A 19,014-nucleotide genomic window follows, 5' to 3' on the forward strand; every position below is an offset into this window, starting at 1 on the left:
GCATGATCCACTAACCGGCTGCCGGAAATCTACGCTTTCGACATCAGATGGCCGGAAGCCGCAGGACGAACCGCGCCCCACCCGGACGGTCCTCCACCCGCACGCTGCCCCGGTGGGCCATCGCCACGTCCCTGGCGATGGCCAGGCCGAGTCCGGTGCCGCCGGAGTCGCGGCTGCGGGCGGCGTCGAGGCGGGTGAACCGCTCGAAGATGCGCTCGCGGTCGGCCTCGCGGATCTCCTGCCCGTCGTTCTCCACCGCCAGCACGGCGGTGCCGCCCCTGGCCGGGCCCGCCTCCCTGGTGACCACGACCCGCACCATGGTCTCGGCGTGCCGCTGGGCGTTGTCCAGCAGGTTCGTCAGCACCCTGGCCAGTTGCAGGCGCACGCCCTCGACGACCACGCCCTCGGTCAGCTCCAGCCGTGTGGGCAGCTTGTCGCTGCGCACGGCCAGCTCCTGCCGGACGAGCTCGGCCAGGTCCACCGGCTCCCTGGCCACGTCCACCCGGGAGCCGATCCTGGCCAGCAGGAGCAGGTCGGTGATGATCGCCTCCAGCCGGTCGGTGTCCCGCAGGGCGCTGTCCACCAGCGCCTCGATGTCGGTGTCGTCGGGGTAGAGCTGGGCGCTCTCCAGCTGGGCGCGCAGCCCGGCGATCGGGGTGCGCAGCTCGTGGGAGGCGTCGGAGGCGAACTGGCGCTGCTGCAGCGCGGAACGTTCCAACCGGGCCAGCGTGTTGTTGACGGCCTTGGCCAGCATGGCGACCTCGTCCTCGCCGCCCGGCTGGGTGACCCGGTGGCTCAGGTCGCCGGCGCTGACCGCGTCCAGCTCGGCGCGCATGGTCGCCACCGGGCGCAGCGCGCGGCCGGTGACCAGCCAGGTCGCCCAGGCGGTGAGCGCGATCAGCACCGCCACCTGGGAGAACACGATCACCTCCAGCGTCTGCGAGGCCAGCACCTCCGGGGTGCTGCGGCCGGCGTAGACGATGGGGGAGTCCTCCGACATGCCGGCCTTGACCGCCGACAGGTGCACGCACTCGGTCGGCAGGCAGTTGGTGGTGTTGACCACCCGGCTCTCGGCGGTGGGCCGCACGTCGCTGAGCGGCGGCAGGTTCCTGGCCGCGTCGCTGCTGGCCAGGACGCGGCCGTCGGTGCCGACGATCTGGATCAGGTCGATGGACGGGTTGGGCACCGGGATCGTGGCGCCCTGCGGCAGCCCGCCCGCGCGCATCTCCGAGGCCACCCGCTCGGCGGTGTCCCGCGTGTCCCGGTAGACGCCGGCCGTCACCAGCGAACGCGAGACGATGCACCCGGCGATGCCCACGGGGATCAGCACGAGGGCGGCTACGGCCGTCGCGATGAGGGTGACGCGTCCGCGCAGGGAGCGGGCCCACAGGGGTGGCACTCCCCGAGACTACTAACCGTCATTGCCGCCAAATGCCGCGTCAAGGGAAAGGTTCCCCCAACCTCACCGCTGGATCCACACGGTGGTGTCCGGCGGGACCGAGCCGTCGGCCGCCAGCGGGCCGCTGGCCAGGAGCACCGTGCCCGGCACGACCGGCGCGACCGGGCGCTCGCCGGTGTTCAGCATCACGACCAGGCCCGGGTCGCGCTGGACGGCCAGCACGTCCTCGGGGGTCTCCAGCCAGCGCAGCGTGCCGCCGCCGAGCGCCGGGTGCTGCTTGCGCAGCCGGAGCGCGGCCCGGTAGAGGTTCAGCGTGGAGTCCGGGTCGTGCTCCTGGGCCTCGGCCGACAGCTGCGTCCACGACGGCGGGATCGGCAGCCACGGGTCGCGCCAGCCGCAGCCCGGCTCGCTCGTCCACGGGATCGGCACCCGGCAGCCGTCGCGGCTCTCGCCGGTGCGCCGGAAGGCCGGGTCCTGGCGCAGCTCGTCGGGCAGGTCGAGGACCTCGGGCAGGCCCAGCTCCTCGCCGTTGTAGAGGTAGGCCGAGCCGGGCAGGGCCAGCATGAGCAGCGTCGCCGCGCGGGCGCGGGCCAGGCCGCCGTGCCGGGTGACGTGCCGGGGCTTGTCGTGGTTGGACAGCACCCAGGTGGTGGGCGCGCCGACCAGCTCGGCCTCGGCCAGCGACTTCTCGATCACCGTACGGAACGACTTGGCGTGGAAGTCGGCCATCATGAACTCGAAGTTGAACGCCTGGTGCAGCTCGTCGGGCCCGACGTAGCGGGCCAGCCGCTCGGGCGAGGACACCCACGCCTCGGCGACGGCCATCCGCCCGCCGGGGTAGGAGTCGAGGATCGGCCGCCACTCCCGGTAGATGTCGTGCACGCCGTCCTGGTCGAAGTAGGGCACCTGCTCGTCGCCCAGCATCTCGGCCTGGCGGCCCTCCTTCGGGCCCACGTCGGGCAGCCCCTCGGCCTTGACCATGCCGTGGGCGACGTCCACGCGGAAGCCGTCCACGCCCCGGTCCAGCCAGAAGCGCAGGACGTCGCGGAACTCGGCGCGCACCTCGGGGTTGTCCCAGTTGAGGTCGGGCTGCTCGGGCGCGAACAGGTGCAGGTACCACTGGCCGTCCTCGACCTGGGTCCAGGCCGGGCCGCCGAAGATCGACTCCCAGTCGTTGGGCCGGTCGCGGAAGATGTAACGGTCGCGCAGGCCGGCCTGGAACCAGGGGTGCCGGTCCGAGGAGTGGTTGGGGACCAGGTCCACGATCACCCGGATGCCGCGGTCGTGGGCCTCGGCGACCAGGGCGTCGAAGTCGGCCAGCGTGCCGAACATCGGGTCCACGTCCCGGTAGTCGGCCACGTCGTAGCCGCCGTCGGCCATGGGCGAGGTGTAGAAGGGGCTCAGCCAGATCGCGTCCACGCCCAGCCGCGCGAGGTGGCCCAGGCGTTCCCGCACGCCCTTCAGGTCGCCGGTGCCGTCGCCGTCGGCGTCGGCGAAGCTCCGGGGGTAGACCTGGTACACGACGGCGTCCCGCCACCAGTCGTCGTTGCCGATCATGGCTTTCCTTCCCCCGATGTCCGTGATGTCTGGTGCAGGATGTCGCGCGTCCTTGCGACAGGTCAAGTGCAAGTTTCGGAAAGTTGCAGATTCCCGGTACGCCCGTTATCGGAGGTGCGGCGAGGTCAGCGCGTCGCCGGTCGGATGTGGTTCCGGTAACGCTCTTTCGCAAGTTCTTCCAATTCTTGCAAAGAGCCGCTAACGTCCCGGAAACGTAAGCCGTGAACAGCGGCGGAAAACGATCTTCGGCGGCGGCGCACGCAGGCGTCGCCGCTCCTCCATGACCTCGGGAGGTCTCATGCGTGTACGGGTCCTGGGAGTGGCCGCCCTCTCCACCCTCGCGTTCGCCGCTACGGCTTGTGGTGACTCCGGCTCGACCGCCCCGTCGGCGCAGCCCAGCGGCTCGGCCTCGGCCTCGGCTCCGGCCCCGGCGGCGGGCGGCACGCTGGTCATCTGGGCCGACCCGAGCCGGGTCAAGCCGCTCAAGCCCTTCGCCGACCGGTTCGGCGCCGAGAACGGCGTGACCGTCGAGGTGAAGGAGATCAGCAAGGACAACCAGATGACCTTCCTGACCGCCTCCCAGCAGGGCAGCGGCCCGGACATCATGATCGGCGCGCACGACTGGATCGGCAACCTCGTCCAGAACGGCGCCATCGACCCCGTCACGCTGACCGACGAGCAGAAGGCGGCCTTCTCGGAGATCGCCATGAAGGCGGTCACCTTCAACGGCCAGGTGTACGGCGCCCCGTACGCTGTGGAGAACATCGCCCTGATCCGCAACACCAAGCTCGCCCCCGACGCCCCCGCCACGCTCGACGAGATGATCGCCAAGGGCAAGGAGCTGAAGAAGGCCGGCAAGGTCAAGGAGGTGCTCTGCCTGCCCGTCGGCGTCAAGGGCGACGCCTTCCACGCCTACCCGCTGTTCGCCTCCGCGGGCGGCGCGCTGTTCGGCCAGACCGCCTCCGGCGACCCCGACCCCAAGCAGGTGCTGCTCGGCTCCGAGGGCTCGGTCAAGGCGTTCGGCAAGCTGAAGGAGCTCGGCGAGAAGGGTGACGGCGCCCTGAAGACGTCGGTCACCAACGAGAACTACATCGTCAACTTCGCCGCCGGCAAGTGCGCCTACCTGGTCTCCGGCCCGTGGGCCATGAGCGAGGTCAAGAAGGGCGGCATCTCCTACGACATCACGCCCGTCCCGGCGTTCAAGGACGGCAAGCCGGCCACGCCGTTCGTCGGCGTCCAGTCGTTCTTCGTGGCCGCCAAGGGCAAGAGCAAGGCCCTGGCCCAGGAGTTCGTCGCCAACTACGTCACCAACAAGGACGTCGCCAAGGCCCTGTACGAGGCCGACCCCCGGCCCCCGGCGCTGACCGCCGCCCTCCAGGAGGTCCAGGCCGCCGACCCCGACGCCGCCAAGTTCATGGACGCCGGCAAGAGCGGCATGCCGATGCCCGCCATCCCCGAGATGGCCGCGATCTGGGAGCCGTTCGGCATCGCGGAGACCGCCGTGGTCAAGGGCGGCGACGCGGCCAAGGCCGCCGCGGCCGCGCAGAAGGCCATCGACGGCGCGCTCAAGAACTGACATGGCCCAGGACGTGCACGAGGCCGCGGGGACCACCGTGTCCCCGCGGCCTCGCCGGGAGCTCACCACGGCGTTCGTGGTGAGCAGGATCGCGGTGCTGGCCGTGGCCGCGGCGATCCTGCTCTACGCCGTGCCGCCGCTGGTCGCCGCGCAGTCGTGGGTCTCGCTCACGCTGCTGGGGCTGGCCGCCGCGGCCATCTCCTACCTGTACCTGACCCGCCGTTTCATCCCGGCCAAGTACCTCGTGCCCGGCACCGTCTTCCTGATCGCCTTCCAGGTGCTGCCCGTGCTCTACACGGTGACCACGGCGTTCACGAACTTCGGCGACGGGCACCGCGGCGACAAGGCCGACGCCGTCACCGCCATCGAGACCGGCTCGGTGCGCCAGGCCCCCGGCTCGCCCGAGTACGGCCTGACCGCCGCCCTGCGCGGCGACGAGCTGGTGTTCCTGCTGGTCGACCCCAAGACCAAGCAGGTGCGGCTGGGCACCGCCGAAGGGCTGACCCCGCTCGCGGGCGCCCAGGTCGGCCTCACCGGCAAGGTGCTGTCGGCGCCCGGCGTGACCGTGCTGAAGGCGCCCGAGGCGGCCGCCCGCGGCCAGGAGATCTCGGCGCTGTCCGTGCCGACGCCGGGCGGCGCGATCAAGGCCAACGGCCTGAGCCGGGCCGTGGAGGGCAAGGCCGCGCTGATCTACGACGCCGCCTGCGACTGCGTCAGGGGCAACGGCGACACCTGGACGGCCGACGAGGCCCAGGGCTACTTCGTCAACGCCAAGGGCGAGCACCTGGCCCAGGGCTGGCAGGCGAACGTCGGCCTGGACAACTTCGCACGTGTGCTGACCAACCCCACCATCTCCGGCTACTTCGTCGGCGTGCTGGGCTGGAACCTGGTGTTCGCGCTGGCCTCGGTGGCCGGCACGTTCGGGCTCGGCATGGCCGTGGCGCTGGCGCTGCACCACCCGCGCATGCGCGGCACGAAGATCTACCGGATCGCGCTGATCCTGCCCTACGCCATGCCGGCCTTCGCCATGCTGCTGGTCTGGCGCGACATGTTCAACCGCGACTTCGGCCTGATCAACCAGTTCTTCGGGCTGAGCGTCGACTGGCTCGGCGAGCCCGTCACCGCCCGCTTCGCGGTCATCCTGGTCAACCTGTGGCTCGGCTTCCCGTACATGTTCCTGGTCACCACCGGCGCGCTCCAGGCGATCCCGCGCGAGCTGACCGAGGCGGCCTCCATCGACGGCGCCACGCCGTGGAAGGCGTTCCGCCGGGTGACGCTGCCGCTGCTGCTGGTCGCGCTGACGCCGCTGCTGATCTCGTCGTTCGCGTTCAACTTCAACAACTTCAACGCCATCGCGCTCACCACCGACGGCGGGCCGTTCCCGGCCGAGAGCCCGCAGGTGGGGGCCACCGACCTGCTGATCACCTACACCTTCCGGCTGGCGTTCGGCGCGGGCGGGGCGCAGTTCGGGTTCGCGGCGGCGATCTCGGTGTTCATCTTCGCGATCGTGGCGGTCATCTCGGCCGTGGCCTTCCGCCGTACCCGCAAGCAGGAGGAGGTCTACGCATGAGGATCGCGCTCAGGCACGTGTTCGTGCTGGCGGTGTGCGCGTTCGCGCTGTTCCCGATCCTGTTCGTGGTCTCGGCCGCGATCAACCCGATGGGCACGCTGGCCTCCACCGACCTGGTGCCGTCGGGGGCGAGCCTGAACAACTTCGTCAACCTGCTCACCTCCGACGACTATCCGTTCGGCCGGTGGTTCTTCAACTCGGTGTTCATCGCGCTGGTCTCGTCGTTCGCGAGCCTGCTGCTGTCGATGCTGGCCGCCTACGCCTTCAGCCGCATGCGCTTCACCGGCCGCCGGGTCGGGCTGCTGGCGCTGCTGCTCATCCAGATGTTCCCGCAGTTCCTGGCCATCGTGACGATCTTCATGATCTTCACCAGGGTGACCGAGCTGTACCCGGCGTTCGGCTTCAACACCGTCTGGGGCCTGCTGCTGCTCTACCTGGGCGGCGCGCTGGGCGTGAACACCTGGCTGATGAAGGGCTTCCTCGACACCGTGCCCAAGGAGCTCGACGAGGCCGCCACCGTGGACGGCGCCACCCACGCGCAGATCTTCTGGCGGATCATCATGCCGCTGGTCACGCCGATCCTCGCGGTCACCGCGCTGCTGGCCTTCATCGGCATCATGAGCGAGTTCCTCATGGCCAACGTGTTCCTGCGCGACCCCGAGAGCAAGACCCTGGCCGTCGGCATGTACGGCATGATCGCCGGCGACCACCGCAACGCCAACTTCGGCATGTTCGCCGCCGCGACGTTGCTCACCGCCGTACCCACGGTGAGCGTGTTCCTATGGCTGCAGAAGTACATCGTCTCCGGCCTGACGGCCGGGGCTGTCAAGGGATAGGTCCATTGCGTCATGTCGGCGAGCCGCACCACGACGGCTCAGCTCTCTACGTCTCCAGCCGGGAACCGGCGCTCGGCTCGCGGGTGACCCTCTGGCTGCGCGCCCCGCGCGCCGCCGGGATCACCGGGGTGCACGTGCGCACCGTCTGCGACGGCGAGCCCCGCTACGCCGAGGCCCGCGTCGACGAGTCCAGGACCGGCACGCCGGTCGCCGGCTACGGCGCGGACGACGTGTGGTGGCAGGCGGAGGTCACCGCCGTCAACCCGGTCACCCCGTACCGCTTCCTGCTGCACACCCGCCGCGGCCAGCTGTGGCTGACCGCGGCCGGCCCGGTCGGCCACGACGTGACCGACGCGAGCGACTTCCGCCTGGTCTGCCACCAGGCGCCGCCCTCGTGGATGTCGGACGCGATCGTCTACCAGATCTTCCCCGACCGCTTCGACCGCTCCGGCCCGATGCCGGACCTGCCCGACTGGGCGCTGCCGCGCGACTGGGACCGCGACCCGGTGATCCCCAGCGGCCCCGGCACCGCGCAGCAGTTCTACGGCGGCGACCTCGACGGCATCACCCGGCGCCTGGACCACATCCAGAGCCTCGGCGCCGACACCGTCTACCTGACGCCGATCTTCCCGGCCCGCTCCAACCACCGCTACGACGCCGCCAGCTTCGAGCACGTCGACCCGCTGCTCGGCGGCGACGAGGCCCTGCACCGGCTGTCCGGCGCGCTGCACGCCCGCGGCATGCGCCTGCTCGGCGACATCACCACCAACCACTGCGGCGACGCCCATGAATGGTTCACCGCCGCCGTCTCCGACGTGAACGCCCTCGAACGGGAGATGTTCTACTTCGACCCCGACACCGGCGACTACGAGTCGTGGTGGGGCGTCAAGTCGCTGCCCAAGCTCAACTGGGGCAGCGAGCTGGTGCGCTCCAGCATGCGCGCGGTGCTGAAGAAGTGGCTCGGCCCCCTGGACGGCTGGCGCGTGGACGTCGCCAACATGACCGCCAGGCTCGGCGCCGACGACCGCAACCACGAGGTCGCCGCCATGCTGCGCCGGCAGCTCGGCCCCGAGGCCGCCTTCATCGCCGAGCACAACCACGACGCCTCGCTCGACCTCGACCGCGACGGCTGGCACGGCACCATGAACTACGGCGGCTTCACCCGCCCGGTCTGGGCCTGGCTGCGCGGCCCCGACCTGGACCTGCCGCACTTCCTCGGCGTGCCGGGCGGCGTGCCCGAGCGCGACGGCACCGACACCGTGGCCACCTTCAGGTCCTTCGCCTCGCACATGTCCTGGCGCTCGCTCACGCACTCCTGGCAGCTCCTGGACTCCCACGACTCGCCGCGCATCCGCACGGTGACCGGCTCGCGCGAACGCCACCTGCTGGCCCTCGGCCTGCAGGCCACGCTGCCCGGCACGCCCATGGTCTTCGCCGGCAGCGAGTTCGGCCTGACCGGGATCAACGGGGAGCACTCGCGCACCCCCATGCCCTGGAACCGGCCGCACGACCAGGACCCGGCGACCCTGTCGGCCTATCGCGAGCTGCTCGGGCTGCGCCGCGCCGAGCCCGCGCTGCGTCACGGAGGGTTGCGCTGGCTGCATTCCGACGCCGACTGCCTGGTCTTCGCGCGCGAGACGTTCGAGGAGTCGCTGCTGGTGGCCGTCCGCCGGGCGCCCGGGGCCGCGCTGCCCATCGGGGCGCAGGCCCAGGGCGTCCACAATGCCCAGGACGGAGACGTGATCCCGGGGGACGGTCCTTCGGTGAGTGTGTGGCGCATCACACGCTGATCACGCTACGGTATGGCCTGGCCCCGTACCGTCTTCAACTGGATAGTGGTGTGCCCGCATGAGGTTGCTCTCCGTAGCCGTCGCAGCATCGCTCCTTACCGCCGTACCGACCGCCGCGGAAGCCAGGGCGGCCATCACCTACTACGTCGACTCCAGGGCCGGTGACGACTCCGCCGCCGGCACCAGTCCCGACAAGCCGTGGAAGTCGCTGGAGAAGGTCAGCTCCACCGACCTCAAGCCCGGTGACATCGTCAGCCTCAAGCGGGGCGGCAGCTTCACCGGCCCGCTCCGGCTCACCGCGAGCGGCACCGCCGCCCGGCCCATCGTCATCCGCTCCCACGGCACCGGCGCCCTGCCCCGCATCAGCGGCGACGAGCGCGACTGCGTGGTCGTCAAGGGCGCCTACTGGCAGATCAGCGGCCTGCGCGCCACCGGTTGCCGGTTCGCCGGGTTCCAGCTCGGCGGCCACCACATCGAGCTGAGCGGCGTCGCGGCCGACAACAACGTCGCGGGCGTGTGGGTCACGCCGTCCGGCTCGCACAACACCGTCCGCGACAGCACGCTCACCGCCAACAACCGCATGAGCGTCGACGACGAGGGCGGCGACAACGACTCCGGCGCCTTCGGCGTGCTGCTCAACGGCGACGACAACCTGGTGACCCGCAACACCATCACCGGCAGCTACGCCAGGAGCCACGACTACGGCACCGACGGCTCCGCCGTCGAGATCTTCAACGGCGACCGCAACCGCATCACCTACAACCACGCGCGCGACAACGAGACCTTCACCGAGCTCGGCGCGCAGAAGGGCAAGACCGCCACCGGCAACGTCTTCGCCTTCAACGTCGTCACCTCCGGCCGCAGCCGCGGCTCCTTCCTCATCACCCGCGGGCCCGGCCACGTCGTGGGCCCGGTCAAGGGCACGATCGCCGTCCAGAACTCGGTCTACCTGCCGGCCAAGGACACCATCGGCTGGTCCTGCCACGACGGCTGCGGCCCCTCCATCCTCCGGCTGCGCAACAACGTGATCGCGGTCGGCGGCGAGGCGGGCTGGGCCGACGGCAAGGGCGTCGACGACGGCGGCAGCGTCTACTACGGCCGCAAGCTCACCTTCAAGCTCGGGCCGAAGTCGGTCAGGGCCGACCCGCTGTTCCTCTCCCGCACCGACCTGCGCCTGCGTCCGGGCTCCCCGGCGCTGGGCCGCGGCCTGCCGCTGTCGCCCGCCTGGTACGGCGGCACCGCCCTCGGCAAGGACATGCTGGGCCGGCCGCTGTCCGCCGCACCTGACGCCGGTGCCTACCAGCGGTAGCGGTGTAGCCTACGGGGCATGGTCCCGGATCTTCGCCTGCCGCTGGTCAAGCAGCTCGCCGAGGCCGACGTGCCCCACCGCTTCTGGCACACCGCCGACCCGGGCGGGCGCGTCTGGCTGTTCGAGAGCGTCGAGGGCGACGGCGAACACTGGGCGATCAGGCAGATCGAGGTCGGCGCCGACCGGGTCGCCCACCGCTACTGGTGGGGCCGGCTCCAGGACGATCACGGCTTCCTCACCGACCAGCCGCTGGAGATCTGGGAGCTGACCGAGATCACCCAGGCGGCGTTCGAGGCCGTGTGGGCCGCCGCCTGAGCCTCAGCCCGCGTTCTCCAGAACGAGCGCGTTGGCCAGGCCGCCCGCCTCGCACATGGTCTGCAGGGCGTAGCGGGCGCCGCGCGTGCGCATGGCGTGCACGAGCGTGGTGGTGATGCGCGCGCCGCTGGCGCCGAGCGGGTGGCCGAGGGCGATGGCGCCGCCGTTGACGTTGACCTTCGCCGGGTCGGCCCCCGTCTCCTGCAGCCAGGCCAGCACGACGCTGGCGAAGGCCTCGTTGACCTCGAACAGGTCGATGTCGGACAGCGCGAGCCCGGCGCGGCGCAGCACCTTCTCCGTGGCCGGGATCACGCCGGTGAGCATGAGCAGCGGGTCGGAGCCGGTGACGGCGAAGCTGTGCAGCCGGGCCAGCGGGCGCAGGCCGAGCCGCGCGGCGGTCTCGGAGCTGGTGATCAGGACGGCCGCCGCGCCGTCGTTGATCGGGCTGGCGTTGCCCGCGGTGACCGACCAGGAGATCTGCGGGAAACGCCCGGCGTAGCCGGGGTCGGCGTAGGCGGGCCGCAGCCCGGCCAGGATCTCGGGCGTGGTGGCGGGCCGGATCGACTCGTCGCGGTCCAGGCCGGCGATCGGGACGAGCTCGGCGCCGAAGTCGGCGGCGGCGGCCTTGGCGTGGGAGGCGGCGGCGAAGACGTCCATCTGCTCGCGGCTCAGCGACCACTTGGCGGCGATCAGCTCGGCGCTGATGCCCTGCGGGACCAGCCCCCCGGGGAAACGCGCGGCCACCGAGGGCCCGAACGGGTCGGCGCCCGGCGGCACGTTCGACCACATGGGCACCCGGCTCATCGACTCCACGCCGCAGGCCACGACCAGGTCGTACGCGCCGGACATGACGCCCTGCGCGGCGAAGTGCACGGCCTGCTGGGACGAGCCGCACTGCCGGTCGACCGTGACCGCGGGCACCGAGTCGGGGAAGCCGGCGGCCAGCCAGGCGTAGCGGGTGGTGTTCATGGCCTGCTCGCCCACCTGGTCGACGCAGCCGCCGATCACGTCGTCGACCAGCGCCGGGTCCACGCCGCTGCGCTCGATCAGCGCGCGCAGGGCGTGGGCGAGCAGGTCGACGGGGTGCGTCCCGTGCAGCCCGCCGCCGGGTTTGCCCTTGCCGATCGGGGTGCGTACGGCTTGCACGATGACGGCGTCGCGCATCGCGGCCTCCTGTCCGTTGGAAATTCCAACTCACTCTAACGCGAGCGGGTTGGACTTTCCAACGCAGGCGTCATCGTGCGGCCAGGCCGTTGATGATCATGTGCAGGGCGACGTCGAAGCTGCGCTCGACCTCCTCCGGCTCGCCGCTCAGGTGTCCCTGCGTCTCGGCGAAGACGAACCCCGAGACGAACGCGTGCAGCACCTCGCTCGTCCGCCGCAGCTCCTCCTCGGGCACCCCGGAGGCGCGCAGGATGCGGTAGAGCGCCTGCCACAGCGGCAGCCGCCGGTCCTCGCTGAACTCGGGATGGTTGTGCAGGTAGGACCACATGGCCGGATGTTGCCGGGCGTGCCGGTGGTAGGCCAGGGCCAGGGCGCGGAGCTGGTCCTGCCAGGGGGTGCCGTCGTCGGGCGGCAGCGGCAGCCGGGAGCTGACCGTCTCGCAGATGCGGGCCAGCAGCGCCTCCTTGCTCGCGACGTGGTGGTAGACCGACATGGGGTTGACGTCGAGCTCGGCGGCCAGTTTCCGCATCGACAACCCCTCGACGCCGGCCTCGTCGATCAGGCGAAGCGCCGTGGAACAGATCTCGTCAAGGCTCAGGGGAGCTCCCCTGCGTGCGCTCACTGCCATACAGCGTATGGTAGCGTCAGCCATACGGTGTATGGCTACCCGAAGGGAGCACTCATGAGGCGTATCCCCGCCCCGCAGGGCCTGCCGATCCTGGGCAACACGCTGCAGATCCCGGCCCACTCGCCGGTGGAGCACTTCGTCAAGGTCGCCGAGCGGTACGAGGAGGGCATCTTCCGGCTGGAGGTCGCCGGCCGCACGATCGTGCTGGTCTACGACCCCGACCTGGTCGCGGAGGTGTGCGACGAGAGCAGGTTCGTCAAGCGCATCAAGCCGCCGCTGTCGATCGTGCGCGACTTCGGCGGCGACGGCCTGTTCACCGCCGAGCCGGACGAGCCGGTGTGGGGGCAGGCGCACCGCATCCTGCTGCCCGCCTTCAGCCAGCGTTCGATGAAGGCGTACTACCCGCAGATGCTGGAGGTCGCCGAGCAGCTCGTCGCCTCGTGGGCCGGCCGCCAGGGGCAGGACCTGCCCGTGGCCGACGACATGACCCGGCTCACGCTGGACACGATCTCGCTGACCGGCTTCGGCTTCCGGTTCGACTCCTTCGCCTCGCCCGAGCTGCACCCGTTCCTGAAGGCCATGGGCGGCGCGCTGACCGAGGCCATGCTGCGCAACCAGCAGCTCCCGCTCGTCACCAAGCTCAAGCGCGGCCACGAGGACGCCTACCGCCGCGACATCGAGACCATGCGCGCCCTGGTGGACGACGTGATCAAGCAGCGCCGCGCCGAGGGCGCCGGCGACGCCAAGGACCTGCTCGGCCTCATGCTGGCGGCCGCCGACCCGCAGACCGGCGGCCGCCTGTCCGACGAGAACATCCGCAACCAGGTGCTCACCTTCCTCATCGCCGGGCACGAGACCACCAGCGGCCTGCTCTCCTTCGCCCTGTACAACCTGCTGCGCGACCCGCACACCCTGGCCAGGGCCTACGACGAGGTCGACCGCCTGCTGCCCGGCGACGAGCCGCCCAGCTACGAGACGATCATGAAGCTCGACGTCATCCCCCGGATCCTGGAGGAGACGCTGCGGATCTGGTCGCCGATCCCCGCCTTCGCCGTCAGCGCCGTCGAGGCCACCACCATCGGCGGGTACGAGATCGAGGCCGACCAGAGCGTCGCCGTGCTGCTGCCGTCGCTGCACCGCCACCCCAAGGCGTGGGAGCGGCCGGCGGAGTTCGACATCGACCGCTGGCTGCCGGAGAACAAGAAGGCCCACCACCCGGCGGCGTACAAGCCGTTCGGCAACGGCGAGCGGGCCTGCATCGGCCGCCAGTTCGCGCTGACCGAGGCCCGGCTCGCCCTGGCCATGATCCTGCGCCGCTTCGCCGTCGCCGACCCCGACGCCTACCGGATGAAGATCAAGCAGACGCTGACCATCAAGCCCGACGGATTCACCCTGCGGGTGCGCGAGCGCCGCGCCCACGAGCGCACCGCGCCCGCCGCCGACGTCCAGGCCGCCGGGGAGAGCGAGCGGCACGACCTCGCGGTCACCGGCGTGCCGCTCACCGTCGCCTACGGCTCCAACCTGGGCACCGCCGCCGACATCGCCGAGCGGCTGGCCGAGCGGGCCGGCCGGTCCGGCTTCGCCACCACCCTGACCACCCTGGACGAGCTGACGCCGCCGTCGCAGGGGCTGCTCGTCGTGGTCGCCTCCTCCTACAACGGCAAGGCGCCCGACAACGCGCAGCGCTTCGACGCCCTGGAGGAGCTGCCCGACCTGTCGGGCGTGCGCCTGGCGGTGCTCGGCTGCGGCAACGCCCAGTGGCCGACGTACCAGGCCTTCCCGCGCCGGGCCGGCGAGAAGCTGACCGCGGCCGGGGCGGTGCCGCTCGTCGAGCGCGGCGAGGCCGACGCCGACGGCGACTTCGACGGCGACGTCTCGGCGTGGACGGCCCGGCTGTGGGCGGCGCTGGCCGAGGAGTACAGCGCCCCGGCGGGCGCGGCCGGCCCGCGCTACGAGATGGAGGTGCTCGGCGAGAGCGAGGTCAGGCCGGCCGTCGTCTCCGAGCGGGCCGTGCCGATGACCGTCGTGTCCAACGAGGAGCTGACCGGCGACCCCACCGGGTTGTGGGACTTCTCGGCCGAGGCCCCGAGGCCCGGCGTGCGCTCCATCGTGGCCCGCCTGCCCGAGGGCGTCACCTACGCGGCGGGCGACCATGTCGCCGTCTTCGCCAAGAACGACCCCGAGCTGGTCGAGTGGGCCCTGCGCTGCCTGCGGGTGCCGCGCGAGCAGGTGGTGCGGCTGCGCGCCGCCGGCGCCACCCACCTGCCCGTGGACACGCCGGTGACGGCCGGCCTGCTGCTGACCGAGTTCGCCGAGCTGCAGGAGGTGGCCACCAGGGCCGACCTGGAGGCCCTGGCCGCGCACACCGGCTGCCCCTGGACGCGCGGCCAGCTCGCCGAGCTGACCGCGAACTACGCCGACGAGATCCTGGCCAAGCGGGTCTCGCCGCTGGCCCTGCTGGAGCGTTTCCCGGCCGTCGAACTGCCGCTGCCGGTGTTCCTGGAGATGGCCGGGCCGATCCGGCCGCGCTACTACTCGGTCTCCTCCTCGCCGCTGGCCGATCCGGGCCTGGTGCGGCTCACCGTCGGGCTGGTCGAGGGGCCCGCCTGGTCCGGCAGCGGCACCTATCAGGGCATGTGCTCGGCGTACCTGGCCGGGCTGCGGCCCGGTGAGGTGTTCTACGGGTACGTACGCGTGCCCGCGCCGCCGTTCCGGCTGCCCGCCGATCCGGCCACACCGGTGATCCTGGTCGGCCCCGGCACCGGGTTCGCGCCGCTGCGCGGCTTTCTGGAGGAGCGGGCGCTGAGCGGGGCGGGCGGCCGGGCCGAGGTGTTCACCGGCTGCCGCCACCCCGACCACGACTGGCTGTACCGGGACGAGGTGACCGCCTGGGCCGCCCGCGAGGAGGTGAACGTGCACACCGCGTTCTCGGCCGTGGCCGGGCACCCGTACCGGTACGTCCAGGACGCCGTGGCCGATCACGCCGAGGAGGTGTGGGAGCTGCTGGAGCAGGGCGCGTACGTGTACGTCTGCGGCGACGGCCTGCGCATGGCCCCGGCGGTGCGCCAGGCGCTGCTGGACGTGCACCGGCGGCACACCGGCGGGGACGGCGAGGACGGCGCGGCCTGGCTGGCCGCCCTGGAGGCGGACGGCCGCTACCAGCAGGACGTGTTCGCCTGATCCGCCCTGCCTGCTGCCCGCCTGCTGCCCGCCTGATCCCCGTCCGATCCCCGTCCGATCCCCGCCTGATCCCCACGTGCGGGGATCGGTCTGCCTGATCCTTGAACGATCCTTGGTCGTTTTTGGGAAAACACCTGCTCAAACCGCCATCCAGGTTCGACAATCCGGACTTACCGCCGGATCCTGGGATATAAGCGCAGCATGCGCGACATATCCGTGGAACGTGCGCGAAACCTGTCTACGGCACTGTGAGAGCCTCTGGGAAAGGGGGCGGCCAATGCTGCTGCGACTGAGGGTGTCCCTGCCGGACCGGCCGGGCGGCCTTGGCCAGGTCGCGAAGGCGCTGGGGACGCTCGGCGCCGACATCCTGCAGGTCACCGTGCTGGAACGGGAGACCGGCCGGGCGGTGGACGACTTCATCGTGTCCTGGCCGGGCCCGGTCAGCGCGACGGAGGTCTGCGAGCGGCTGTCGGCGACGCCGGGCGTACGCGTCGAGGGCGTCTGGCCCACCCGTGACGTGCCCGGCTCCGCCCCCGACTACGACCTGCTCATGCACGTGGCGACCGAGCCGGCCCGCGGGCTGGCCACGCTGGTGGACGCCCTGCCCGCGCTGTGCGGCGCCGAGTGGTCGGTCGCGGTCGAGGACGGAGCCGTGCGGCACGCCTCGATGGCCGCGCCCGAGGTGGTGAACCTGCCCGACCCGCCGCCGCGCGCGATCACCCTGGACTCGGCGGACCTGCGGCTGATGTTGCTGCCCCTCGTCCCGCAGGGCATGCACGTCGTCGTCGCGCGGGCCGGCGGACCGGTCTTCCATCGCGCCGAGCTGGAACGCGCGGTCCGCATCGTGGACGTCGTCGCCAAGCTGGCCGCCGGCGCCCCCGGACGATTGACCGGCCAAACATCAGACGAATAACGTGAGCCTCGACCGTCCCTCCCGCGCAGAGGACCTGAGGCCATGGATTTCGAGCTGACCGACGAGCAGAAGGCCTTCCGCGAGACCCTGCGCGCCTTCGTGGAGAAGGAGATCCTGCCCGTGGCCACCGAGTGGGAGCACTCGGGCCGCTACCCCACCGAGATCGTCGAGAAGATGAAGCAGATGGGGCTGTTCGGGCTGACCGTCCCCGAGGAGTACGGCGGCCTCGGCGCCGACATGGTCTCCTTCGCGCTGGTCTTCGAGGAGATCGCGCGCGGCTGGATGGGCGTGGCGGGCACGATCGGCTCCCACTCGCTGGCCTGCTGGATGATCGCCAAACACGGCACCGACGAGCAGAAACGCCTCCACCTCGCCGACCTGGCCGCGGGCGTCCGGCGTACCGCCATCGCGCTCACCGAGCCCGGCGCCGGCACCGACCTGCAGGGCATCCAGACCCGCGCGGTGCGCGACGGCGACCACTACGTGGTGACCGGCACCAAGACGTGGATCACCAACGCCCGGCACGCCGACCCGCTGCCCGTCCTGGTCAAGACCTCGGTCACCGAGCCCGCCCACAAGGGCATGTCGGTGCTGCTCGTCGATCCGGCCGCGCCCGGCTTCGGCGTCAGCCGCGACCTGCCCAAGCTCGGCTACAAGGGCACCGAAACCTGCGAGGTCGTGCTCGACGAGGTGCGTGTGCCGGTCTCGGCGCTGCTCGGGGGCGTCGAAGGACGCGGCATGCAGCAGGTGCTGGGCGGGCTGGAGATCGGCCGGGTCAACATCGCCGCCCGCGCGGTCGGCGTCGCGCAGGCGGCCTATGACGCCGCCCTGGAGTACGCGCGCGAGCGCACCGCGTTCGGGCAGCCCATCGCCGACTTCCAGGCCATCCAGCTCAAGCTCGCCGACCTGGCCACCGAGATCCAGGCCGCCCGGCTGCTCACGTACTGGGCCGCCGCCCAGGCGGACGGCGGCAAGCGGGTGGACATGGAGGCGGGCATGGCCAAGTACTTCGCCTCCGAGGTGGCGCTCAAGGCGTCGCTGGAGGCGATGCGCATCCACGGCGGCTACGGCTACTCCCAGGAGTTCGTGGTCGAACGCCTCTACCGGGACGCGCCGCTGATGGCGATCGGCGAAGGCACCAACGACGTGCAGCGGCTGGTGATCGCCCGCGCCCTCGTCTCCGGCAAGGGCCGGGTGGGCTGGTAGCTAGTCGTGCCGGGGCAGCCCCGAGACCTCGTGGTCGGCATGGGACAGCGCCTCGGCGATGAGCGCCCGCACGTGCCCGTCGCGGGCGCGGTAGAGCACCCGGCGGCCGTCCCTGCGGGTGTCCACCAGGCCGGCCAGCCGGAGCTTGGCCAGGTGCTGCGACACCGACGGGCGAGCCGCGCCGACCGCCTCGGCCAGGGAGTTCACGTCCAGCTCGCCGGCTGACAGTTCCCACATCAGCCGGAGCCGGGTGGCGTCGCCGAGCATGCGGAAGGCGTCCACGGCGGCGTTGACCTGGGCGGGAGTGGGTTGCTCCTGCGAGTGGTCCGCACCTGAGACGTTGTCGCGTGCGTACATGACTACATATCCTGGCCGGAGCGGACGAGCTGCGCAAGCGAAGGGGTGCTCATGTCTGACTCCGATACCCATCCGCACGGCCACGACCACGGCCACGGTCACGGTCACGGGAATGGTCACGGCCACGGTCACGGGAATGGTCACGGCCACGGGAATAGTCACGGGAATGGTCACGGTCACGGGCACGGGCCGGGGGAGCGGCGGGGGTTCAGGGCGCTGGCCGCCAAGGTCGCGCACGTGTTAACGCCGCACAGCCACGACAGCGCCGCCAGGACCGACAGCGCCCTGGAGTCCAGCAGCCGGGGCATGCGCGTGCTGGCCGTGTCCTTCGCGGTCCTCATGCTCACCGCCGCGGTCCAAGCGGTGATCGTCGTGGCGTCGGGGTCGGTCGCGCTGCTCGGCGACACCCTGCACAACCTGGCCGACGCGCTGACCGCCGTCCCGCTGGCCATCGCGTTCTCGCTCGGCCGCCGCGCCGCCACCCGCCGCTTCACCTACGGCTACGGCAGGGCCGAGGACCTCGCGGGCATCGCCATCGTCGTGCTCATCGCCGCCTCGGCCGCGCTCGCCGGGTACGAGGCCGTCCGGCGGCTGGTCGAGCCCCAGGACGTCCGGGCGCTCGGCTGGGTCGCCGCCGCCGCGCTGGCCGGGTTCGTCGGCAACGAGTGGGTGGCGCGCTACCGCATCACCGTGGGCCGCCAGATCGGCTCGGCCGCGCTCGTGGCCGACGGCCTGCACGCCAGGACCGACGGCTTCACCTCCCTCGCCGTGCTCCTCGGCGCGGGCGGCGCGGCACTCGGGTTCCCGATCGCCGACCCGGTCGTGGGCCTGCTGATCACGGTCGCCATCTGCTTCGTCCTGCGCGACGCCGCCCGCGAGATCTACCACCGCCTCATGGACGCCGTCGACCCCGCCCTGGTGGACGAGGCCGAGCGCATCCTGGCCGGCGTCCCCGGCGTCGAGCGCGTCGGCTCGGTGCGCCTGCGCTGGCTCGGCCACGCCCTGCACGCCGAGGTCGAGATCCTGGTCGACCACGCCATGTCGGTCGTGGACGCCCACGCCGTGGCGGTCGAGGCCGAGCACCGCCTCATCCACGACCTGCCGCGCCTGCGCGCCGCCACCGTCCACACCGACCCCTGCGGCCCCGACGGGGCCGACCACCACGCGTCCCTGGCGACCCACCGCATCACCTAGCCCGCTGCGGGTAAGTTGGG

At 71.7% G+C, this 19,014-nt stretch carries 15 protein-coding genes; 10 read left to right on the forward strand and 5 right to left on the reverse strand.

Translation table 11 applies throughout. From position 1 onward, the window contains the following. Window positions 1-43: 43 nt before the first annotated feature. The gene (locus ACFYYW_RS04760) at window positions 44-1,399 is read right to left on the reverse strand and encodes an ATP-binding protein (RefSeq protein WP_352327953.1); all 1,356 of its coding nucleotides are present in this window, start codon (window positions 1,397-1,399) and stop codon (window positions 44-46) included. Between the two features lie 63 nt (window positions 1,400-1,462). After that, window positions 1,463-2,956, reverse strand: coding sequence for a glycoside hydrolase family 13 protein (locus ACFYYW_RS04765; protein ID WP_387645097.1), 1,494 nt, complete (start codon window positions 2,954-2,956; stop codon window positions 1,463-1,465). A 298-nt stretch (window positions 2,957-3,254) separates the two neighbouring features. On the opposite strand from ACFYYW_RS04765, the gene ACFYYW_RS04770 reads away from it, so the two are divergent. Genes ACFYYW_RS04770 through ACFYYW_RS04795 form a run of 6 tightly spaced genes read left to right on the forward strand, consistent with a single transcriptional unit; the run spans window position 3,255 to window position 10,352 of the window. After that, window positions 3,255-4,532, forward strand: a complete 1,278-nt coding sequence (locus ACFYYW_RS04770) for an extracellular solute-binding protein (RefSeq protein ID WP_387645100.1) — start codon at window positions 3,255-3,257, stop codon at window positions 4,530-4,532. A 1-nt stretch (window position 4,533) separates the two neighbouring features. Then, entirely contained in the window at window positions 4,534-6,102 is a 1,569-nt protein-coding gene (locus ACFYYW_RS04775; protein WP_387645103.1) for an ABC transporter permease subunit, read from the forward strand. Next, a complete protein-coding gene (locus tag ACFYYW_RS04780; protein ID WP_352327949.1) occupies window positions 6,099-6,938 on the forward strand; it encodes a sugar ABC transporter permease in 840 nt (279 codons plus the stop codon). The genes ACFYYW_RS04775 and ACFYYW_RS04780 overlap by 4 nt, the downstream gene beginning before the upstream one ends. Before the next feature lie 5 nt (window positions 6,939-6,943). Continuing rightward, a complete protein-coding gene (locus ACFYYW_RS04785; protein WP_387645107.1) occupies window positions 6,944-8,728 on the forward strand; it encodes a glycoside hydrolase family 13 protein in 1,785 nt (594 codons plus the stop codon). A gap of 58 nt (window positions 8,729-8,786) precedes the next feature. Next, window positions 8,787-10,037 carry a right-handed parallel beta-helix repeat-containing protein gene (locus ACFYYW_RS04790; protein WP_387645110.1) on the forward strand — a complete coding sequence of 417 codons (1,251 nt, stop codon included), beginning with the start codon at window positions 8,787-8,789 and terminating at the stop codon, window positions 10,035-10,037. An 18-nt stretch (window positions 10,038-10,055) separates the two neighbouring features. Continuing rightward, the gene (locus ACFYYW_RS04795; RefSeq protein WP_387645113.1) at window positions 10,056-10,352 is read left to right on the forward strand and encodes a hypothetical protein; all 297 of its coding nucleotides are present in this window, start codon (window positions 10,056-10,058) and stop codon (window positions 10,350-10,352) included. Window positions 10,353-10,355: 3 nt separating this feature from the next. On the opposite strand, the gene ACFYYW_RS04800 is transcribed toward ACFYYW_RS04795, so the two are convergent. Then, window positions 10,356-11,516 (reverse strand): thiolase family protein, encoded by a 1,161-nt coding sequence (locus ACFYYW_RS04800; RefSeq protein WP_387645116.1) that lies wholly within the window; start codon window positions 11,514-11,516, stop codon window positions 10,356-10,358. A 70-nt stretch (window positions 11,517-11,586) separates the two neighbouring features. After that, window positions 11,587-12,144: a WHG domain-containing protein gene (locus ACFYYW_RS04805; protein ID WP_352326747.1), complete on the reverse strand. Its 558-nt coding sequence runs from the start codon at window positions 12,142-12,144 to the stop codon at window positions 11,587-11,589. Between the two features lie 54 nt (window positions 12,145-12,198). Between ACFYYW_RS04805 and ACFYYW_RS04810 the strand changes: the two genes are divergently transcribed. From ACFYYW_RS04810 to ACFYYW_RS04820, 3 genes are all read left to right on the forward strand, one after another. After that, complete coding sequence (locus ACFYYW_RS04810; RefSeq protein ID WP_387645120.1) at window positions 12,199-15,324, forward strand: bifunctional cytochrome P450/NADPH--P450 reductase; 3,126 nt, start codon at window positions 12,199-12,201, stop codon at window positions 15,322-15,324. 277 nt (window positions 15,325-15,601) lie between these two features. Beyond that, complete coding sequence (locus ACFYYW_RS04815) at window positions 15,602-16,237, forward strand: amino acid-binding protein (RefSeq protein ID WP_352326751.1); 636 nt, start codon at window positions 15,602-15,604, stop codon at window positions 16,235-16,237. Window positions 16,238-16,279: 42 nt separating this feature from the next. Beyond that, window positions 16,280-17,443: an acyl-CoA dehydrogenase family protein gene (locus ACFYYW_RS04820; RefSeq protein ID WP_352326753.1), complete on the forward strand. Its 1,164-nt coding sequence runs from the start codon at window positions 16,280-16,282 to the stop codon at window positions 17,441-17,443. Here the strand turns inward: ACFYYW_RS04820 and ACFYYW_RS04825 are convergent, their stop codons facing one another. Next, window positions 17,444-17,800: a metalloregulator ArsR/SmtB family transcription factor gene (locus tag ACFYYW_RS04825; protein ID WP_352326755.1), complete on the reverse strand. Its 357-nt coding sequence runs from the start codon at window positions 17,798-17,800 to the stop codon at window positions 17,444-17,446. 237 nt (window positions 17,801-18,037) lie between these two features. Between ACFYYW_RS04825 and ACFYYW_RS04830 the strand changes: the two genes are divergently transcribed. After that, the gene (locus tag ACFYYW_RS04830; protein ID WP_387645125.1) at window positions 18,038-18,994 is read left to right on the forward strand and encodes a cation diffusion facilitator family transporter; all 957 of its coding nucleotides are present in this window, start codon (window positions 18,038-18,040) and stop codon (window positions 18,992-18,994) included. Window positions 18,995-19,014: the final 20 nt, after the last annotated feature.

It is taken from the genome of Nonomuraea sp. NPDC001831 (genome assembly GCF_042892035.1).
Taxonomy (GTDB): Bacteria; Actinomycetota; Actinomycetes; order Streptosporangiales; family Streptosporangiaceae; genus Nonomuraea.